Source organism: Tardiphaga sp. 37S4, from assembly GCF_021044645.1.
GTDB lineage: Bacteria > Pseudomonadota > Alphaproteobacteria > Rhizobiales > Xanthobacteraceae > Tardiphaga > Tardiphaga robiniae.
The window spans coordinates 3,997,396-4,014,624 of sequence record NZ_CP088008.1; the positions used below are offsets into that span (position 1 = coordinate 3,997,396).

16 protein-coding genes and 1 pseudogene are annotated in these 17,229 nt (G+C 61.0%); 7 read left to right on the plus strand and 10 right to left on the minus strand.

Going from position 1 to position 17,229, the window contains the following annotated elements:
• Positions 1 to 16: 16 nt before the first annotated feature.
• The 6 genes and pseudogenes from LPB73_RS18970 to urtA form a co-directional block, all read right to left on the minus strand.
• Positions 17 to 853 (minus strand): urease accessory protein UreD, encoded by an 837-nt coding sequence (locus LPB73_RS18970; RefSeq protein WP_231077863.1) that lies wholly within the window; start codon positions 851 to 853, stop codon positions 17 to 19.
• A 25-nt stretch (positions 854 to 878) separates the two neighbouring features.
• Entirely contained in the window at positions 879 to 1,574 is a 696-nt protein-coding gene (gene urtE, locus LPB73_RS18975; RefSeq protein ID WP_068733931.1) for an urea ABC transporter ATP-binding subunit UrtE, read from the minus strand.
• A 3-nt stretch (positions 1,575 to 1,577) separates the two neighbouring features.
• Positions 1,578 to 2,426, minus strand: coding sequence for an urea ABC transporter ATP-binding protein UrtD (urtD, locus tag LPB73_RS18980; RefSeq protein WP_414716808.1), 849 nt, complete (start codon positions 2,424 to 2,426; stop codon positions 1,578 to 1,580).
• Positions 2,426 to 3,591, minus strand: a pseudogene (gene urtC, locus LPB73_RS18985) (urea ABC transporter permease subunit UrtC). The gene urtD and the pseudogene urtC overlap by 1 nt, the downstream one beginning before the upstream one ends.
• A 226-nt stretch (positions 3,592 to 3,817) precedes the next feature.
• Positions 3,818 to 5,428 (minus strand): urea ABC transporter permease subunit UrtB, encoded by a 1,611-nt coding sequence (gene urtB, locus LPB73_RS18990; RefSeq protein WP_231077864.1) that lies wholly within the window; start codon positions 5,426 to 5,428, stop codon positions 3,818 to 3,820.
• 151 nt (positions 5,429 to 5,579) lie between these two features.
• Complete coding sequence (gene urtA / locus LPB73_RS18995; protein ID WP_068733926.1) at positions 5,580 to 6,902, minus strand: urea ABC transporter substrate-binding protein; 1,323 nt, start codon at positions 6,900 to 6,902, stop codon at positions 5,580 to 5,582.
• A 490-nt stretch (positions 6,903 to 7,392) separates the two neighbouring features.
• Here urtA and LPB73_RS19000 point away from each other — a divergent pair, with 490 nt between their 5' ends.
• The 3 genes from LPB73_RS19000 (at position 7,393) to LPB73_RS19010 (ending at position 9,733) form a co-directional block, all read left to right on the plus strand.
• Positions 7,393 to 8,910 carry a DEAD/DEAH box helicase gene (locus tag LPB73_RS19000; RefSeq protein WP_120288701.1) on the plus strand — a complete coding sequence of 506 codons (1,518 nt, stop codon included), beginning with the start codon at positions 7,393 to 7,395 and terminating at the stop codon, positions 8,908 to 8,910.
• 24 nt (positions 8,911 to 8,934) lie between these two features.
• Complete coding sequence (gene infA / locus LPB73_RS19005) at positions 8,935 to 9,213, plus strand: translation initiation factor IF-1 (protein WP_068733922.1); 279 nt, start codon at positions 8,935 to 8,937, stop codon at positions 9,211 to 9,213.
• A gap of 307 nt (positions 9,214 to 9,520) precedes the next feature.
• Positions 9,521 to 9,733 (plus strand): cold-shock protein, encoded by a 213-nt coding sequence (locus LPB73_RS19010; protein WP_011474122.1) that lies wholly within the window; start codon positions 9,521 to 9,523, stop codon positions 9,731 to 9,733.
• 152 nt (positions 9,734 to 9,885) lie between these two features.
• Here the strand turns inward: LPB73_RS19010 and LPB73_RS19015 are convergent, their stop codons facing one another.
• The 4 genes from LPB73_RS19015 to LPB73_RS19030 all read right to left on the minus strand — a co-directional run bounded on the left by LPB73_RS19015 (position 9,886) and on the right by LPB73_RS19030 (position 13,554).
• Complete coding sequence (locus LPB73_RS19015; protein ID WP_175366987.1) at positions 9,886 to 10,479, minus strand: TadE/TadG family type IV pilus assembly protein; 594 nt, start codon at positions 10,477 to 10,479, stop codon at positions 9,886 to 9,888.
• Between the two features lie 17 nt (positions 10,480 to 10,496).
• Positions 10,497 to 11,045: a TadE/TadG family type IV pilus assembly protein gene (locus LPB73_RS19020; protein WP_120288699.1), complete on the minus strand. Its 549-nt coding sequence runs from the start codon at positions 11,043 to 11,045 to the stop codon at positions 10,497 to 10,499.
• A gap of 178 nt (positions 11,046 to 11,223) precedes the next feature.
• Positions 11,224 to 11,721 (minus strand): pilus assembly protein N-terminal domain-containing protein, encoded by a 498-nt coding sequence (locus LPB73_RS19025; protein WP_120289175.1) that lies wholly within the window; start codon positions 11,719 to 11,721, stop codon positions 11,224 to 11,226.
• Positions 11,722 to 12,726: 1,005 nt separating this feature from the next.
• Positions 12,727 to 13,554, minus strand: a complete 828-nt coding sequence (locus tag LPB73_RS19030; protein ID WP_089263571.1) for a sterol desaturase family protein — start codon at positions 13,552 to 13,554, stop codon at positions 12,727 to 12,729.
• A gap of 285 nt (positions 13,555 to 13,839) precedes the next feature.
• Between LPB73_RS19030 and LPB73_RS19035 the strand changes: the two genes are divergently transcribed.
• From LPB73_RS19035 to LPB73_RS19050, 4 genes are all read left to right on the plus strand, one after another.
• Positions 13,840 to 14,004: a Flp family type IVb pilin gene (locus tag LPB73_RS19035; RefSeq protein ID WP_089261533.1), complete on the plus strand. Its 165-nt coding sequence runs from the start codon at positions 13,840 to 13,842 to the stop codon at positions 14,002 to 14,004.
• A 303-nt stretch (positions 14,005 to 14,307) separates the two neighbouring features.
• The gene (locus LPB73_RS19040; protein ID WP_120288698.1) at positions 14,308 to 14,832 is read left to right on the plus strand and encodes an A24 family peptidase; all 525 of its coding nucleotides are present in this window, start codon (positions 14,308 to 14,310) and stop codon (positions 14,830 to 14,832) included.
• Between the two features lie 121 nt (positions 14,833 to 14,953).
• Positions 14,954 to 15,739, plus strand: a complete 786-nt coding sequence (gene cpaB, locus LPB73_RS19045) for a Flp pilus assembly protein CpaB (RefSeq protein ID WP_089261538.1) — start codon at positions 14,954 to 14,956, stop codon at positions 15,737 to 15,739.
• Positions 15,740 to 15,756: 17 nt separating this feature from the next.
• Complete coding sequence (locus LPB73_RS19050) at positions 15,757 to 17,211, plus strand: type II and III secretion system protein family protein (protein ID WP_199712028.1); 1,455 nt, start codon at positions 15,757 to 15,759, stop codon at positions 17,209 to 17,211.
• Positions 17,212 to 17,229: the final 18 nt, after the last annotated feature.

Below are 17,229 nucleotides of genomic sequence, written 5' to 3' on the forward strand. Positions count from 1 at the left end.
GAACACTCTGATAGGTTTAGTTGAGCCACATGCGCGGCAGCATCGCGCCTGATCGTCCAAGCACCGCCATCATGTCGGCGCGCAGCTTGGCCGCATCTTGTGCACAGAAGCGGGCCATTGCAAAGCCGTTCCAGCAGGAGATACCGACTTCGCTGCCAAAGCCATCCGTGACTTCGCGTAGCCGCTCGATGAGTGCCTCGTCGCCGGGCACGATCAGCGCCGTGCCGATGGCCACCGCGCCATTGCCGATGGCCGGTCTGGCCAGTTTCGCGGCGATATCGCCATCCAGCCGCACGTTTTCCGCGAACACCAGCCTGCCGCCGCGACGCAGGCGCCAGCGGTCGACGAAAGACCCCGTCTGCATCACCTCGCCCATGGCCGCACGACCGAACACGACGATCTCGCAAAGCAAAAGCGTCGCGCGATCGGCCAGATCGATATCGATGCGCCTGATGGTGCGGGCCTGATCGAACAGGATGGTTTCCTGCGGCAGCCAGGACAGATGCGCGCCGGCCTCGGCCTTTAGCGCGATGTTGATTTCGGCGGCGGGGCCATGGGAGCGATAGACCTTCTCGGCGGCGGCGGTGGTCACTGTCAGGCTGGTGCCCTCGCCGGCCGCAATATCGATATCGAAACGGTCGCCGCCTGCCGCGCCGCCGGCGGTGTTGACGAACATCGCAGACAGGCCGTGATCTTCGGGAGACGGGAAGCGCACGCGCAGCGAGCCGGATTCATGCAACTGGCGGCGGCGGGTCTTGCCCTCCACCAGATGCACGTCGAACGCCACCGCGCCGCGGGCACGATTAGCGGCGAAGATCGCCGATGGCGACAGCATCGTCTTGTCAGCCTGCATGCGCTCCCCGGCTTTGAACCCGGCCCTACAGCGCCATCTGGCGGCTGATCTCGGCGGGATCAAGCGTGCTGCGGTCGCAGGTGTATTTCACCGCGCCGCGATCCATCACGGCGAAGTTGTCGCCGAGTTCGCAGGCAAAGTCGAGATACTGCTCCACGAGGACGATGGCGATATTGCCGAGCGAGCGCAGATAGGAAATCGCGCGGCCGATATCCTTGATGATCGAGGGCTGGATGCCTTCGGTCGGCTCATCCAGCAGCAGGAGCTTCGGCCGCATCACCAGCGCACGGCCGATGGCGAGCTGCTGCTGCTGGCCGCCTGAGAGATCGCCGCCGCGGCGGCCGAGCATCGAATTCAGCACCGGGAAGAGCGAGAACACGTCGTCGGGAATGTTGCGGTCGGCGCGCTTCAGGGGCGCGTAACCGGTCTTGAGGTTTTCCTCCACCGTGAGCAGCGGAAAGATCTCGCGGCCCTGCGGTACGAAAGAAATGCCGCGCCGCGCCCGCTCGAACGGCTTCAGCGTCGAGATATCCTGACCGTCGAAGGTAATCGAGCCCGACGAGATCGCCTGCTGGCCGACCATGGCGCGCAGCAGCGAGGTCTTGCCAACGCCGTTGCGGCCAAGCACGCAGGTCACCTTACCAGGTTCAGCCGACACCGTGACACCACGCAGCGCCTGAGCGGCACCGTAATACAGACTGATGTTATCGACCTTCAGCATATCTCAGCGCCCCAAATACACTTCGACCACGCGGTCGTTGGTCGACACCTGATCGATGGTGCCTTCGGCCAGCACGGTGCCTTCGTGCAGACAGGTCACCTTGACGCCGAGCTCGCGCACGAAGGTCATGTCGTGCTCGACCACCATGACGGTCTTGTTGTCGCGGTTGATCGCTTTCAGCAATTCGGCGGTCTGGTGCGTTTCCACATCGGTCATGCCGGCCACCGGCTCGTCCACCAGCAGCAGCTTCGGGTCCTGCGCCAGCAGCATGCCAATTTCGAGCCACTGCTTCTGGCCATGCGAGAGATTGCCGGCGAGCCGATCGCGCGAGTCCGTGAGGCGAATGGTCTCAAGCACCTTGTCGATGCTCTCGGCTTCGGCACGATTGCTCCGCCAGAACAGCGTGCCGCGCACGGAGTGATCGACATTCAGCGCCAGCAGCAGATTGTCATAGATCGTCTGGCTCTCGAACACTGTCGGCTTCTGGAATTTGCGGCCGATGCCGAGCTCGGCGATCTTGGTCTCGTCCAGCAGCGTCAGGTCGTGAATGCCGTCGAAATAGACGTCGCCCTCGTCCGGTTTGGTCTTGCCGGTGATGATGTCCATCATCGTGGTCTTGCCGGCGCCGTTAGGGCCGATGATGGCGCGCATCTCGCCGGGAGCGAGCACCATCGACAGGTTGTTGATGGCATGGAAGCCATCGAACGAGACATGGACGCCGTCGAGATAGAGCTGTGCGGAGGTGATGCGCTTCTGCCGGGCTTCCGCTTCGCGTGCTGCGACCACTGGATCAATGATAGCGGGCGCGTGAGACACCGGCGTTGCCGGGGCTGGCGTTTCGATCATAGTCATCACGCCTTCTCCGCCAGATGAGGTTTGGTGACGCCATCTTCCGCTGCGGCGCTATCGGCATTCGCGCTATTGTTGGCTTTGCGACTTTCCGACCATGCATTGAAGGTGCCGATTATGCCCTTGGGCAGCAACAGCGTCACGAGAATGAACAGCGCACCGAGCATGAACAACCAGTAGGGAGCAAGGGCGCCCGAACCGTCTTGGCGTAGTTGACCACGACCGCGCCGAGCGCCGCACCGACTAGCGTGCCACGACCGCCGACCGCGACCCAGATGACGGCCTCGATGGAGTTGGCCGGGGCGAATTCACCGGGATTGATGATACCCACCTGCGGCACATAGAGCGCACCCGCAACGCCGGCCATGCAGGCCGACAGCGTGAACACGAACAGCTTGTAGGATTCGACGCGATAGCCCAAGAATCTCGTGCGGGATTCCGCGTCGCGTATGGCGATCAGCACCTTGCCGAGCTTCGAGGTCACGATGGCACGGCAGACGAGGAAGCCTATGATCAGCGCCAGACAGCTCAGCGCGAACAGCGCCGCACGCGTGCCGTCGGCCTGCACGTTGAATCCGAGGATGTCCTTGAAATCGGTCAGGCCGTTATTGCCGCCGAAGCCGAAATCGTTGCGGAAGAACGCCAGCAGCAGCGCATAGGTCATGGCCTGCGTGATGATCGACAGATACACGCCAGACACGCGCGAGCGGAAGGTGAGCCAGCCGAACACGAAAGCCAGGATGCCCGGCGCGATCAGCACCATCGCCGCGGCGAACCAGAACATGTCGAAGCCATACCAGTACCATGGCAGCGCCTTGTAATTCAGGAACACCATGAAGTCCGGCAGCAGCGGATTGCCATAGACGCCGCGCGAGCCGATCTGGCGCATCAGATACATGCCCATGGCGTAGCCGCCCAGCGCGAAGAACGCGCCATGGCCGAGCGAGAGAATGCCGCAATAGCCCCAGATCAGATCGATGGAGAGTGCGAGAATGGCGTAGCAGACATATTTGCCGAACAGCGCCATCAGATATGTCGGCACCTGCAGCGGCGAATCCGCCGGCAGCAGCAGGTTCGACAGCGGAATGAGGATGCCGACAGCGGCGACGATCAGCAGGAAGATCGTCGCGCTGCGGTCCAGCGTTCGGGTGAGGAAATGCGGGGTCATGAGGTGGCTCCGCAGTATGCCCGATTGTAGCTAGCACCGGCGCCAATGGTCCCCTCCCCCCTTGCGGGGGAGGGTGGCGCGTTAGCGCCGGGAGGGGGGTAGCCGCAAGCGCCGGAGCCTGGGGTTACCCCCCTCCCTGACCCTCCCCCGCCTAGCGAAGCTTCGCTTCGCACGGGGGGGAGGGAGCAGAACGATAGCGCGTCGAAGCGAAATGTAGTTGCCATCCTCATGCTTCGATCGCCCTGCCCTTGAGCGCGAACAGGCCGCGCGGCCGTTTCTGGATGAACAGGATGATCAGCACCAGGATGGCGATCTTGCCAAGCACGGCGCCTGCGACCGGCTCCAGGAACTTGTTGGCGATGCCGAGCGAGAACGCACCGACCAGCGTGCCCCACAGATTGCCGACGCCGCCGAACACCACGACCATGAAACTGTCGATAATGTAGCTCTGGCCGAGATTGGGCGAGACGTTGTCGATCTGCGACAGCGCCACCCCGGCAATGCCCGCAATGCCGGAGCCGAGACCGAAGGTCAGCGCATCCACGCGCGAGGTGGCGATGCCCATGGACGCGGCCATGCGGCGATTCTGGGTGACGGCGCGCATCTCGAGTCCGATGCTGGTGTAGCGCAACATCGCCAGCAGGATCGCGAACACAGCGAGCGTGAAGCACAGGATCCAGAGCCGGTTGTATGTGATCGTGAGCTGACCCAGCTCGAATGCACCGGACATCCAGGAGGGATTGCCGACCTCGCGATTGGTCGGGCCGAACATGGTGCGCACCGCCTGCTGCAGCACCAGCGACAGGCCCCAGGTCGCCAGCAGCGTTTCCAGCGGACGGCCATAGAGGAAGCGGATGATGGTACGCTCGATCACGATGCCGAGGAGACCAGCGACGATGAAGGCCAGCGGCACCGCCATCAGCAGCGAGTAGTCGAACAGGCCGGGATAGCTGGTGCGGATCACGTCCTGCACCACGAAGGTGACATAGGCGCCGATCATCACCATCTCGCCATGCGCCATGTTGATGACGCCCATCACGCCGAAGGTGATGGCGAGGCCGATGGCGGCGAGCAAGAGAACCGAGCCGAGCGACAGCCCGTACCAGGCGTTCTGGCCGATCGACCACAGCGTCTGCCGGCTGTTGATCGCCGTGACGGCGCTGGCCGCGCTGCGCGCGACGCCGACGGTCTGATCGGCCGGCAGGCTGGTGAGCAGCGCCAGCGCGTCCTGATCGCCGCGCCCCTTGATGATCGCAATGGATTCGATCTTCTCGGCCTCGGTCGCGTCTTCCTTGTAGAGCAGGATCGCAGCGCGGGCCTCGGTGAAGGCCTGCTTGGCGGATTTGTTGGCTTCCTTTTCCAGCGCGGTCTCGATCACCGGCAGCATCGCGGTTTCGTGGCTCTTGAACACCGATTGCGCCGACGCAATGCGTTTGGCGGGATCCGGCGACATCAGCGTGAGGCCGCCAAGCGCGGATTCGATATTGCGGCGCAGACGATTGTTGAGGCGCACCGCGGCGGCACTGGCTGGCACCTCAGTGACGGCCTCGCCGGTGGCAGCGTCAGTCACCTTGCCGTCGGTGCCGGTGAGATAAACCTTCTTGCTGTCGGGATCGGCGGAGAGCCGGCCTTCCTGCAGCGCGGTGATCACAGCGAAAGCCTGCGGATGGCCCGAGGTGGCGATGATGCCCACGGCCTCGTCGCTATCGGAGAAATCGTCATTGGCGAATTTGGCGACGGCATCCTCGAAAGGACCCGCAAAGGCCGGAATAGCGGTCGCGCCTATCAGCAGAAATGCAACGGCGATCGCGCGGAAACGATAAAGGAGATCAGTCACTGGAAAACCCCGGCCGAAGAAAAAAGAGAAGGCGACGGATTCACCGCCTTCTCCAGTTTTGGGAGTCTCGTGTCAGAAGAGTCTCGGGAGGATCATCATTGCGGGCGGAAAATGCCCGCAATGATGGAGAACACAGAACCTCAGAGCGAGATCAGGAACCCTGACCGCCGCACTTGTTGGTCTTGGTGTTGAAGTTGCCGCACTTCTTGCCGACCCAGTCGCCAATCAGGTCCTTGGAGCCGTCGAGCTCCTTCGACCATGCATCGCCAGCCACCAGCGCCGGGGTCTTCCAGACCACGTCGAACTGGCCATTGGCCTTGATCTCGCCAATGAACACCGGCTTGGTGATGTGGTGGTTCGGCAGCATCTTCGAGGTACCGCCGGTCAGGTTCTTGGCTTCGATGCCGGGCAGTGCGTCGATGACCTTGTCGGCTTCGATCGACTTGGCCTTCTCGACCGCCTTCACCCACATGTTGAAGCCGATCACGGTGGCTTCCATCGGGTCGTTGGTCACGCGCTTCGGATTCTTGGTGAAGGCCTGCCATTCCTTGATGAACTTCTCGTTCTCAGGATTCTTGATCGACTGGAAGTAGTTCCAGGCCGCGAGATGGCCGAGCAGCGGCTTGGTGTCGATGCCGGCGAGTTCTTCTTCACCCACCGAGAACGCAACCACCGGAATGTCGGTCGCCTTGATGCCCTGGTTGCCGAGTTCCTTGTAGAACGGAACGTTGGCATCGCCGTTGATGGTCGAGACCACGGCGGTCTTCTTGCCGGCCGAGCCGAACTTCTTGATGTCGGCCACGATCGTCTGCCAGTCACTATGACCAAACGGCGTGTAGTTGATCATGATGTCTTCCTGCTTGACGCCTTTCGACTTCAAGTAGGCTTCGAGAATCTTGTTCGTGGTACGCGGATAGACGTAGTCGGTGCCGGCCAGCACCCAGCGCTTCACCTTCTCGTCCTTCATCAGGTAGTCGACAGCCGGGATCGCCTGCTGGTTCGGAGCAGCACCCGTGTAGAACACGTTACGCTCGGACTCTTCGCCCTCGTACTGCACGGGATAGAACAGGATGTTGTTCAGTTCCTTGAACACCGGGAGAACCGACTTGCGCGACACCGAGGTCCAGCAGCCGAACACGACGGCAACCTTGTCCTTGGTGATCAGCTCGCGCGCCTTTTCGGCGAACAGCGGCCAGTTCGATGCCGGATCGACCACCACGGCTTCGAGCTTCTTGCCGTTCACGCCGCCCTTCTTGTTCTGCTGATCGATCATGAACAGCACGGTGTCCTTCAGCGTGGTCTCGGAAATCGCCATGGTGCCCGACAGCGAGTGCAGAACGCCGACCTTGATGGTGTCGTCTGCGGCTTTGGCCGGCGAAAATGCCGACAGGCCCAGAGCCAGACCCGTTGCCGCGGCCATCAGGCTGCGACGCGAGATCGGCTTGGCTATTGCGTGAGTCAAATTGGTAATCATGTGCGGTCTCTCCCTGACGCAGACGAAATCAATGCGGAACGGCCCCACGGCCGGCGCGTTAAGGAGATCGCAAGAAGTGTGCCAGCCCTCGAACACACGTTAAGTGATTGGGATTACTCGCATGTTTCCGATTTTCGGAAAGCGCCGAGGTTTTCTTGTTTATTTATTGTGCAGAAAAATTGATCATGCACACGGCAAACAGCTTAAATAATCGCCAAAAATTGCCTCATGTCTAAATTTCATGCAGCGGTATTTTGTCGCTGGTTTTAACCCTCGCACCGATTGACCTTGAATCCGCCGCCTTGCTGTTCCATATCAATCGAACGACCTAGAGAATCATCAGGTCCTTGCGAGCCGCGTGTTCTGATCCCGTCTTTACTCTGATCTCCTCAGGGCAGTTCGACGGTTTCTGGCTTGCCCCTTCAGCTAACCAGAACTGACGCCCCAAACACGCGGGTGTCCCAGACACACTCGCGCGCTCCCTGGCCCCATGGTCTTTGAATCATGGCCGGGCGCCTGCTTTCACTTTGGAAAGATTAATCTTTTGACCACCTTTCAGGAATTCGGCCTCGCCGATCCCATCACCCGTGCGCTTAAAGAAGAAAACTACACCACCCCGACCCCGATCCAGGCCCAGACCATCCCGATTGCCATCACCGGCAAGGATGTGATCGGTATCGCCCAGACCGGCACCGGCAAGACCGCTTCCTTCGCGCTTCCCATCCTTCACCGCCTGCTCGAGAACCGCATCAAGCCGCAGCCCAAGACCTGCCGCGTGCTGGTGCTGAGCCCGACCCGCGAACTCTCCGGCCAGATCCTCGACTCGTTCAACGCCTATGGGCGCCATATGCACCTCGCATCGGCGCTGGCCATTGGCGGCGTGCCGATGGGCCGTCAGGTCCGTTCGCTGATGCAGGGCGTCGACGTCCTCGTCGCCACCCCGGGCCGCCTGCTCGACCTCGTGCAGAGCAACGGCCTCAAGCTCAACATGGTTGAGTTCCTGGTGCTCGACGAAGCCGACCGCATGCTCGACATGGGCTTCATCAACGACATCCGCAAAGTCGTCGCCAAGCTCCCGGTCAAGCGCCAGACGTTGTTCTTCTCGGCCACCATGCCGAAGGACATCGCCGATCTTGCCGAGGCAATGCTCAAGGATCCGGCCCGCGTTGCGGTGACCCCAGTCGCCTCCACCGTGGAGCGCATCAGCCAGCGGATCATGCTGGTCGATCACTCCGCCAAGCCGACGATCCTCGCCCAGATCCTCAAGACCGAGACGGTTGACCGCGCCCTTGTGTTCACCCGCACCAAGCACGGCGCCGACAAGGTCGTGAAGGGGCTCGAGCGCGCCGGCATCGCCGCCGCCGCGATCCACGGCAACAAGTCGCAGAACCACCGCGAGCGCACGCTGGCCCAGTTCCGCACCGGCGAAATCCGCACCCTGGTGGCCACCGACATCGCCGCCCGCGGCATCGACGTCGACGGCATCACCCATGTGGTGAACTTCGACCTGCCGAATATCCCGGAAACCTATGTCCACCGAATCGGCCGCACGGCCCGTGCCGGACGCGAAGGCATCGCAATCTCGCTTTGCGCGGGCGAGGAAATGGCGTATCTGCGCGATATTGAAAAGCTGATCCGCATTTCGCTTCCGAAGGAAGACCGCCGCACCCCAGGCCGCAACGACGTGGGGCCGTCGCCTTCCCAGAACCGTGGCGGTCAGCGCAACGGTCGCTCCGCCCCGCACGCACCACGCAGCAATGACGGAGCGCCCGGCAAGAACGCGCGCAATCGTCGTCGTCCGCATGGCGGCAACGGGGGCGCATCGCAACCGAACCGCGATCATGGTCGGAACGAGAATGCGAGACACGAGAATGCACGGCATGAGCCGATCTCACGTCCGGCCAACCAGGCTGGAACTGCGACTAAAGAAGGGATGCAGGGCGTTGCCTTCCTGCACCGCGAAAGCCGACCGAATACAACCCCGAACCGCACCCAGCGGCCACGCTAACAGCCGATCGATCTGGAGCTAACAATGGCCAAAGAAGAGCTGATCCAGTTCGAAGGACTGGTGACCGAAATCCTCCCCGATGCACGCTATCGCGTGCAATTGGATGCAGGACACGAAATCGTCGCCTACACCGCCGGCAAGATGAAGAAGAACCGCATCAAGACGCTGGCCGGCGACCGCGTGACCATCGAGATGTCGCCCTACGATCTCGAAAAGGGTCGTCTGATTTTCCGCCACAAGGACGAGCGTCCCGGCGGTCCTCCGCGTGGCGCACCGCCGCGCGGTCAGTTCCGTCGCCGCTAAGCGCATCCCGCGTTTAAACTGTCGACAGTTTAAATCGCAACGACAACCCATCCGCGCATCGGATCACTCGCGATCCCGCGGATGGGTAAGCGTTCCTGACCGTTCGTGCGCAATCAAAAAATCGTGCGCGTCAGGATTGTTTTGAGGGGGCGCTTCCCCTAATATGAGTTAATCGATTTTCGGCCGGACGACATTATCTATCCCCCGGTGCAGCCGGTCTAGACTGACGACCCTTCCAAAAATTCGATGTCACCAGCCCACATCTGTTGCGTGGGCTACACTATATCTTTGAGAAGGGACTACCCCCATGAGCATGGGAACAGTGAAGTGGTTTAACGCGACCAAGGGCTTCGGCTTCATTCAGCCGGACGATGGTGGCAACGACGTGTTCGTTCACATCAGCGCCGTTGAGCGTGCCGGTCTCGGCACCCTGCGTGAAGGCCAGAAGATCAGCTACGAAATCGTTGCTGACCGTCGTTCCGGCAAGTCGTCGGCCGACAATCTCCGCGCCGCAGGCTAAACGATCATTCGCAAGCTTGATGCTTGTGAATTGATCGACTGAATACGAAAAGGCCGCGCCCTTGAGCGCGGCCTTTTTGCTGAAGCATGATCCGAGAAAGTGGACCGACGATCGTTCGCTGCAACTACAAATACGCAGCGCATGATCGCAAGTTACGGCGTGCAGCTCGTCACCATCACGACGCAGGACGTTTGCCGCGGCCGCGTGTACATCGCATCGGACAGCGTGAGCCCGCCCTTCGGCACGACCCAGCCGATTGTCGGCACGTAGGTATAGTTAGCCTCGCCAAGGATCAGATACTGGTTTGCCACATAGTTTCCGTTGGCGTCCTTGACGATTAGATTGGTGGGAACCGATACGACCGTGCCCACGTCCTTCTTTTGGTCGCCGCGACTCCACACAACTTTGGCGGTCTTGCTCGATGGATCGATATAGACTTGGCTGATGGTCGCCTTGAGCTGCGTCTTGTCATAAGGTGTCAGCATCGCATCGGCGATGATGAAGAAGTTCGAGACATCGGTTTCCGCCAGCGTCGTGTAGCGTGACGCCAGGTCGGCCATCCCCTGTGAGATCTGACTGACCTTGCGATCGACGGCAAAACCGTTGGAAACATCCAACATGCCGAAGAACATCAGGAACATCAGCGGCATGATCATCGCGAACTCGACCGCGGATACGCCTCTCGTATCGTCTCGCAACAGCAAGGCCCGTCGCCAGGCTGCCAGTGCTGCCATCCGCACGTGCATTGTCCCGATCCCTGCCATCACTGCGGCCCGGTCGCCGCTGTCGCGGCCAGCAGGCGCTTGCTGCTCGTCGTTCCACGACTGATATTGGCGATGTTGTAGCCGAGGCCAGTCACATAAAGCGGCCACTGATAGAAGCCGCGCACGACCACCGTCTTGCTGGTCGGACAGGCCGGCGGCTGGTAGACAAGATTCGTCGACACATAGTTGCCGCTGGCGTCGATCGGATCCGAAATCGTGATCGCTGTGCCGGGATCGTACGAGCGCACATCGATGTCGATCTTGGTGCAATCCATCAGTGTCGATGCGCGCGCGCAGATCGACGTCTTGAAATCGACGGCTGTAGCTGCAGCGGAACACGTATAGACCGACCGCGCGGCATCCTGGACGCCGGTTTCAAGGACCTGCCCCGCCAGAAACACCATGCCGGTTTCCATGATGGCAAAAATCAGCGCGAAGAAGATCGGCGCGATCATCGCGAATTCGACCGCGGCCGAGCCGCTGCTGTTATGGCCGAAGCGGCGCAGGCGCCCGGCGAGCGTCGCCATCGAAATCAGCGGTAGCAGCATCTGCAAGTGCCTCGGTGATAGGAAATAACTACCGCCAAGATGTATCGGAAACAGATTGTTGAAGTGTTTCGCCGGATCGAGACAAGATGGCTCGCTGCGTTAACCCGCCATTAACCATGTGGCAGGACGCTTGCGATGGTGTCCGGCGGGATTGGTCTGACCGACGAAAAGTGGTGGCTTAGTTGCTCCTCGCCCCTATCGTCGCGGCCTGACTGCCGATGGCGCCGGCCTGATCCATCGTCGACTTGAAGAAGGTTTCCCCGTCACCCAGCGTCAAACGCCGCTCGCAATTCGCCGCGCAGCTATATGTCTCCCGGCTCATACCGCGATAGACCGTCACGACCTTGTCGGTCGGCCCTTCCACCTGAATAACGCGGTCCATCAGCACGGAGCCCTGGCGATCAATGGCAATCACATTGGTGGCGCCATAGCTCTTGCCGGTGATGACAACCATGCCGCCGGCCTGCAGCGTCACATCGGCGATCAAGGGGTTGCCGACCACGATGGTCGCGATCTTCTCGGGAAATTTGACGAGCCTGGCCTGATCGACGCTGACTGCGATCAGATCATTCGCAGGAGCCGCAAAACCGCCCACCGGCAACAGCATGGTCCCTGCCGCCAGAGCACGGGCCACAAACACCGCGCGCATCCGCGCGCGCTTCGACTGAAACGACATCCTGTACTCCGGGACGATACAAGCCGACAAAAGCAGATACGCAGCGGTGCCGGCGCCCGACATGGCAAATGTGCCGTTAATTGATGAAGGAACTGGAAACGGCGCTGGCAGGGTGCATGATGGACGCTGTCCCGGCTTAGGAAGCCTGGATTGACTGGCATTCCGGGGCACTCGAAGGCGGCGAGGCCACTGCAGTGAGAACCTCAACCACTCCACCTGGAGCGGCGGGGAATCTCGACATGTTCAGCGCAAAACAGATCGGGATTCCGGGTTCGCGCACGTAAAGATGCGCGCACGCCCCGGAATGACAGTGTGGGGCGGCAAGACAGCGCCCAAACATTTTTTCCTATCTCCCGTTGACACCATCTCCGTCAGGTTTATATTCCCCATTGTCCTGCCCCACCGAGAGGGGCGATCGCGATCGTCACGTTCGCGGGGTGGGATGCGGTGGACGCCGGAGATGCGGCGTCACGCGGTTCACGGGTGACGTCTGTCTTCGGGCAGGACGGATCTGCGCCAGCACTGCCACTGGCAAGGAGACGGCTGGCCTTGGGATGGAAAGAGCCCTGGACAGTGTGACGGACGACCAAATCAAAACGCGTTCGGCTTACTCGCTTGAGGCTCCCTTCCCATCGCCTTGGGACTTTAATTCGGTGATCGGATCGTTCGCTGAGGCAAAGTGCAAGCAACCGAAAAAACACCGCAGGCGGAACGCTGGGCAATCGCTCGGCGCCTCCGAAAGTCCTGATGCACTCTAACCCTGCGGAAGACCGCATCGCATCAGGCCCAAGGGTGCAACGGGCACCCGGCGTTCCGCACGCCCTCTCACAGGGGCAGGGAATGCAAGAGACGACGGCGCCCCCGCGCCGCAAATAATGAGGGCGATGACGCATGTCTTCAGAGCAGTGGCTGTTTGACAGTTGAATCTGCGATGGCGCGTAGGCGCCAGACGAATCCCTCCCTCAGCGCGGCTACGCCGCTTGGGGGAGGAGCAGGAAGAGCGTGCTACTGCTTGAACGGATAGGCCAGTTGCCCGGTGAATTCGGTCGGCAAAGGCTCGCCGTCGACACCGTAATTATCCGGCAGTTCACCCTTCGGCATGCGGAAGGTCCCGAACATGATGTCCCAGATCGGAAACGTGCCTGCGAAATTGGTGTTGCCGCCGCGCTCCAGCGACGTGTGGTGCCAGCGGTGGAACACCGGCGTCGCCAGCACATATTTAAACGGCCCGAGGGTCCAGTTCAGATTGGCGTGCACGAAAGCCGAGTGGAAGGTCGTGAACGGTCCGACCCACAGCATGATGTTCGGCGAGATACCGGCCATCAATAGCAACACGTCGACCGCGACGGTGCCGAGAAACAGGTTGACCGGATGAAACCGTGCAGCGGAGATCCAGTCGATCTCTTCCGACGAATGATGGATGGCGTGGTACTTCCAGAAGCCGCCGCCGTGATACATCCGGTGCAGCCAGTAGAGCATGAAGTCGGACACCACGAGAAAGAAGATCCCCTGTACCCAGAGCGGCATCTGCGCCAGCGGCCCGTGGCCGTTGTCGTAGAAGGCAATCAGTTCATCGGCATCGTGAATATTGAAGACGACGGCAGCGCCGACCACGAGGAGTCCGATCCGCACGACGCGGGTGATCAGCGGCACGAAGAACCAGTAGACCACGTCGGTCACGATCTCCGTCTTGCGCCACCAGTGCTTGCCGGGATTGCAGGCCCAGAAATGCGTCAGCACCGTAAAGACCACCGCAACAACCAGCGTGATCGGCACCACCTTCATGATGGTCTCGCCGAACATGTTCAGGACTTCCATGGGGAGTATAGTCATCGCGACCTCGTAGGCTCCGGAGGCCAAGAGTTACCGCGGTATGCTTAAGGAGCGATGAAGCGAAAAGGACACGCCTGGTGTCATCACACCCAAGTCATTCTAAAATCGCTTTAAGTAGGTATTTACCGTGCAAAAGAAGAGACAAATGCGACCGACTTTCATCAATCGAATTAACCGCACTGCAATTCCCCACTCCTAGTGTTCCCTCATGGTCACGGTGCTGAGAACGCCGGGGAGACCAGGCATCACGATCGACAGCCACGTGCACATATGGAGTTTTGTATTATGAAGAACCTCGTTTCGCGTTTCATGAAGGATGAGTCCGGCGCCACCGCTATCGAATACGGCCTGATTGCTGCCGGCATCTCGCTGGCCATCATCGCGGTCGTTAACGGCCTCGGCTCGAACCTGAACGGCAAGTTCACCTCGATCAACGGCTCGCTCAAGTAAGCGACTGTTACGAGTGCATCAAAGGCTCCGGTGTCCGGAGCCTTTTTTGTTTCGGGATGCTGCTGAGCCGTCGTCGTCAAAAGTGTAATGCGTATGAGACACCCCGACATTCCCCGCTCCGTCCTGCAGGGACTTCAGATCTCGCTCCGCGACCCCGCCGGCCTGGTCTGCGCCGCATTGATTCTCGCGCTGGTCGCCGTCGCGATTCGGATCGCCAGCGTTTGGTAAATTCTTTCTTGTTGTCCGATTGTTCATTTCTGCTGGCTAGGTTTTCCGTCGTCGCCGTAACGGGCCCTTGAAGCCATGATCCTCGATTTGACGCGCCTCCTGCTGTTCCCGGGCCTGATGGCCTATGCGGCGATCAGCGACCTTTTCACGATGACCATTTCGAACCGCATCTCGCTGCTGCTGGTGGCGGGCTTCGCTGTACTGGCGATCTTCGGCGGGATGGGTCTTCACGATGCGCTGTCGCATCTCGGCGCGGGGGCGACCGTGCTGGTGGTCGCTTTCGCCTGTTTCGCGTTCGGCTGGATCGGTGGCGGCGATGCCAAGCTCGCCGCAGCCGCGGGATTGTGGTTCGGCTTCGACCATCTCCTGAACTACCTCGTTTATGCCTCGCTGTTCGGCGGCGCGCTCACATTGCTGCTGCTCCAGTTCCGGCAGTGGCCGCTGCCCTATGCGCTCGGCGGCCAGCCCTGGCTGATGCGTCTGCATCACAAGGAAACCGGCATCCCTTACGGTATTGCCCTCGCCCTCGGCGCACTGCTCATTTACCCCGACACCGGATGGGTGAAGACGATCGACCTGGCGCGTCTCGCTCTTCACTAAGATCGGAACTTTCTATTAACGCGATTTAGATACCGCTCATTAACCATGCTTTGACGAATAACTGGTCAACTCCCGTTACAGCGGCGGCAGCGTCGCGGCGTAATGTGGAAAGTTGAAGCGTATGAATACCGCACGCATTGTGGTCCTCGCCATTGCACTCGGCGCTGGCAGTGTGGCGCTATATCTTGCGAGCACATCGGACGCACCGCCGCCCCCTCAGGTCGCCGAAGCCCCGACAACTGACGTTCTCGTTGCCAAGGCCGATATCGCGCTCGGTCAGGCGCTCGGTCCCGATGATGTCCAGTGGCAGTCCTGGCCCGCATCAGCGGCGAGCACCAATGTCATCAGCCGTAACAGCCGCCCGGACGCAGCGACGCAAATCGCCGGCTCCATCGCGCGTTCGGCCTTCATTGCCGGCGAACCGATACGTGAACCGAAACTGGTGCGCGCCAATGGCGCTGGCTTCATGGCCGCGGTTCTGCCGACCGGCATGCGCGCCGTCTCCACCGAAATTTCGCCGGAAACCGGCGCCGGCGGCTTCATCCTGCCAAACGACCGCGTCGACGTGATCCTGTCGAAGCGCGAACGCGGTACGGATCGCAGCGGCATTGAGGTCATCAACTCCGAGATCATCCTGAACAATATCCGCATTCTCGCCATCGATCAGGCGCCCAAGGAAAAGGACGGTCAGAACTCAGTCGTCGGCAAGACCGCAACGCTCGAATTGAAGCCCGAACAGGCCGAGTTGCTCGCCCGCGCGCGGCAGAGCGGCACGATCTCACTGGCGTTGCGGGCCCTGGTCGACGCTAACGCGCCTGCGCCGGTCGAAGATCCCAATGGCGGCAAGCGCGACAGTATTAGCATCGTGCGTTACGGCATCCCGTCGACCGCGACCATGACGAAGTGATCAAAAGGACGCAGGCGATGAAGCGCATCACAACAGGCGGATCGATGCGGGCTCTTGCAGCCCGCGCGCTGTCGCTCACCACCATCACGGCGCTCACGATCAATCCCGTATTGACGCCCGTTTTCGCGGCCGACTCCGCGTCCATGCAAGCCGGCAGCGCCGGCGCCTTGAACGCAAAATTCCTGCCGCTCGGCATCGGCAAGTCGATCGTTATCGACCTGCCGCGCGACATCAAGGATGTGCTGGTCGCCGATCCCAAGATCGCCAACGCCGTCGTGCGTTCGGCGCAGCGCGCCTACATCATCGGTGCGACCGTAGGCCAGACCAACATCGTATTCTTCGACGTCAACGGCCAGCAGATCGCCGCCTATGATATCGCCGTCACGCGCGACCTGAATGGTATTCGGGCCGCGCTCAAGCAGACCATGCCCAATACGGATATTCGCATCGAAGGTCTCGGCGATGGCGTGATGCTGTCGGGTACGGCATCGAGTCAGGTCGAAGCGCAGCAGGCCGCGGACCTCGCGGCGCGCCTCGTCGGCGGCATGGACAAGGTCGTGAACAGCATCTCGGTGCGCGGGCGTGATCAGGTCATGCTCAAGGTCACCGTTGCGGAAGTCCAGCGCAACATTGTCAAGCAGCTCGGCGTCGATCTGTCGGCGTCGATGAGCTACGGCACGTCCGTCGTCAACTTCAACAATAGCAACCCGTTCACGGCGCGCGGCGGCAGCCTGGTCTCCGATAATGCCCTCAAGGCATCCTTCGGATCGACGCCATCCGTCACGGCAACGCTGAAGGCGATGGAAAACGCCGGCGTCATCCGGACGCTTGCCGAGCCCACGCTGACCGCGATCTCCGGCGAGACCGCCAATTTCCTTGCGGGTGGTGAATTCCCGGTCCCCGGCGGTAATACCTGCGATCCCACGACGCGGATCTGTACGACGCAGATTACCTTCAAGAAATTCGGTATTTCGCTGGGCTTTACGCCGGTGGTTCTGAGCGAAGGTCGTATCAGCCTGCGTGTCGGCACCGAAGTCTCCGAGCTGTCGCAGGAAAATTCCGTCACGATCAGCGGAACGTCGATCCCGGCGATCAAGGTCAACCGTGCGGACACCACGCTCGAGATTCCGTCCGGCGGTTCGATGGTGATGGCCGGCCTTATCAAGCAGCAGACCAAAGCGGCCATCAGCGGCCTGCCGGGCATGTCGCAATTGCCTGTGCTGGGCACGCTGTTCCGCAGCCGGGATTACGTCAACAACAACACCGAGCTGATGGTCCTGGTCACGCCCTATGTGGTCCGCGCCGTCGCGCAGAAGGATCTCTCGCGTCCGGACGACGGCTTCGTGGATGCATCCGATCCGCAGGCCGATCTGCTCGGCAACGTCAACCGCATCTATGGCGCACCGCACCGCACCGAGCCGACCCAACCGACGCGCAGCTATCGCGGCGTTTTCGGCTTCATCACGGATTGAGACGGGGCAAGTATCCGA

Excerpts from the sequence above, each read along its gene's own strand:
- LPB73_RS19025 (WP_120289175.1), bottom strand. The coding sequence starts at position 11,721 with ATGTCGTTTCAGTCGAAGCGCGCGCGGATGCGCGCGGTGTTTGTGGCC.
- LPB73_RS19010 (WP_011474122.1), top strand. The coding sequence starts at position 9,521 with ATGAGCATGGGAACAGTGAAGTGGTTTAACGCGACCAAGGGCTTCGGC.
- infA (WP_068733922.1), top strand. The coding sequence starts at position 8,935 with ATGGCCAAAGAAGAGCTGATCCAGTTCGAAGGACTGGTGACCGAAATC.
- LPB73_RS19040 (WP_120288698.1), top strand. The coding sequence starts at position 14,308 with ATGATCCTCGATTTGACGCGCCTCCTGCTGTTCCCGGGCCTGATGGCC.
- LPB73_RS19030 (WP_089263571.1), bottom strand. The coding sequence starts at position 13,554 with ATGACTATACTCCCCATGGAAGTCCTGAACATGTTCGGCGAGACCATC.
- urtD (WP_414716808.1), bottom strand. The coding sequence starts at position 2,426 with ATGACTATGATCGAAACGCCAGCCCCGGCAACGCCGGTGTCTCACGCG.
- LPB73_RS18970 (WP_231077863.1), bottom strand. The coding sequence starts at position 853 with ATGCAGGCTGACAAGACGATGCTGTCGCCATCGGCGATCTTCGCCGCT.
- LPB73_RS19035 (WP_089261533.1), top strand. The coding sequence starts at position 13,840 with ATGAAGAACCTCGTTTCGCGTTTCATGAAGGATGAGTCCGGCGCCACC.
- LPB73_RS19015 (WP_175366987.1), bottom strand. The coding sequence starts at position 10,479 with ATGCACGTGCGGATGGCAGCACTGGCAGCCTGGCGACGGGCCTTGCTG.
- LPB73_RS19000 (WP_120288701.1), top strand. The coding sequence starts at position 7,393 with ATGGTCTTTGAATCATGGCCGGGCGCCTGCTTTCACTTTGGAAAGATT.
- urtE (WP_068733931.1), bottom strand. The coding sequence starts at position 1,574 with ATGCTGAAGGTCGATAACATCAGTCTGTATTACGGTGCCGCTCAGGCG.
- LPB73_RS19050 (WP_199712028.1), top strand. The coding sequence starts at position 15,757 with ATGAAGCGCATCACAACAGGCGGATCGATGCGGGCTCTTGCAGCCCGC.
- cpaB (WP_089261538.1), top strand. The coding sequence starts at position 14,954 with ATGAATACCGCACGCATTGTGGTCCTCGCCATTGCACTCGGCGCTGGC.
- LPB73_RS19020 (WP_120288699.1), bottom strand. The coding sequence starts at position 11,045 with ATGCTGCTACCGCTGATTTCGATGGCGACGCTCGCCGGGCGCCTGCGC.
- urtA (WP_068733926.1), bottom strand. The coding sequence starts at position 6,902 with ATGATTACCAATTTGACTCACGCAATAGCCAAGCCGATCTCGCGTCGC.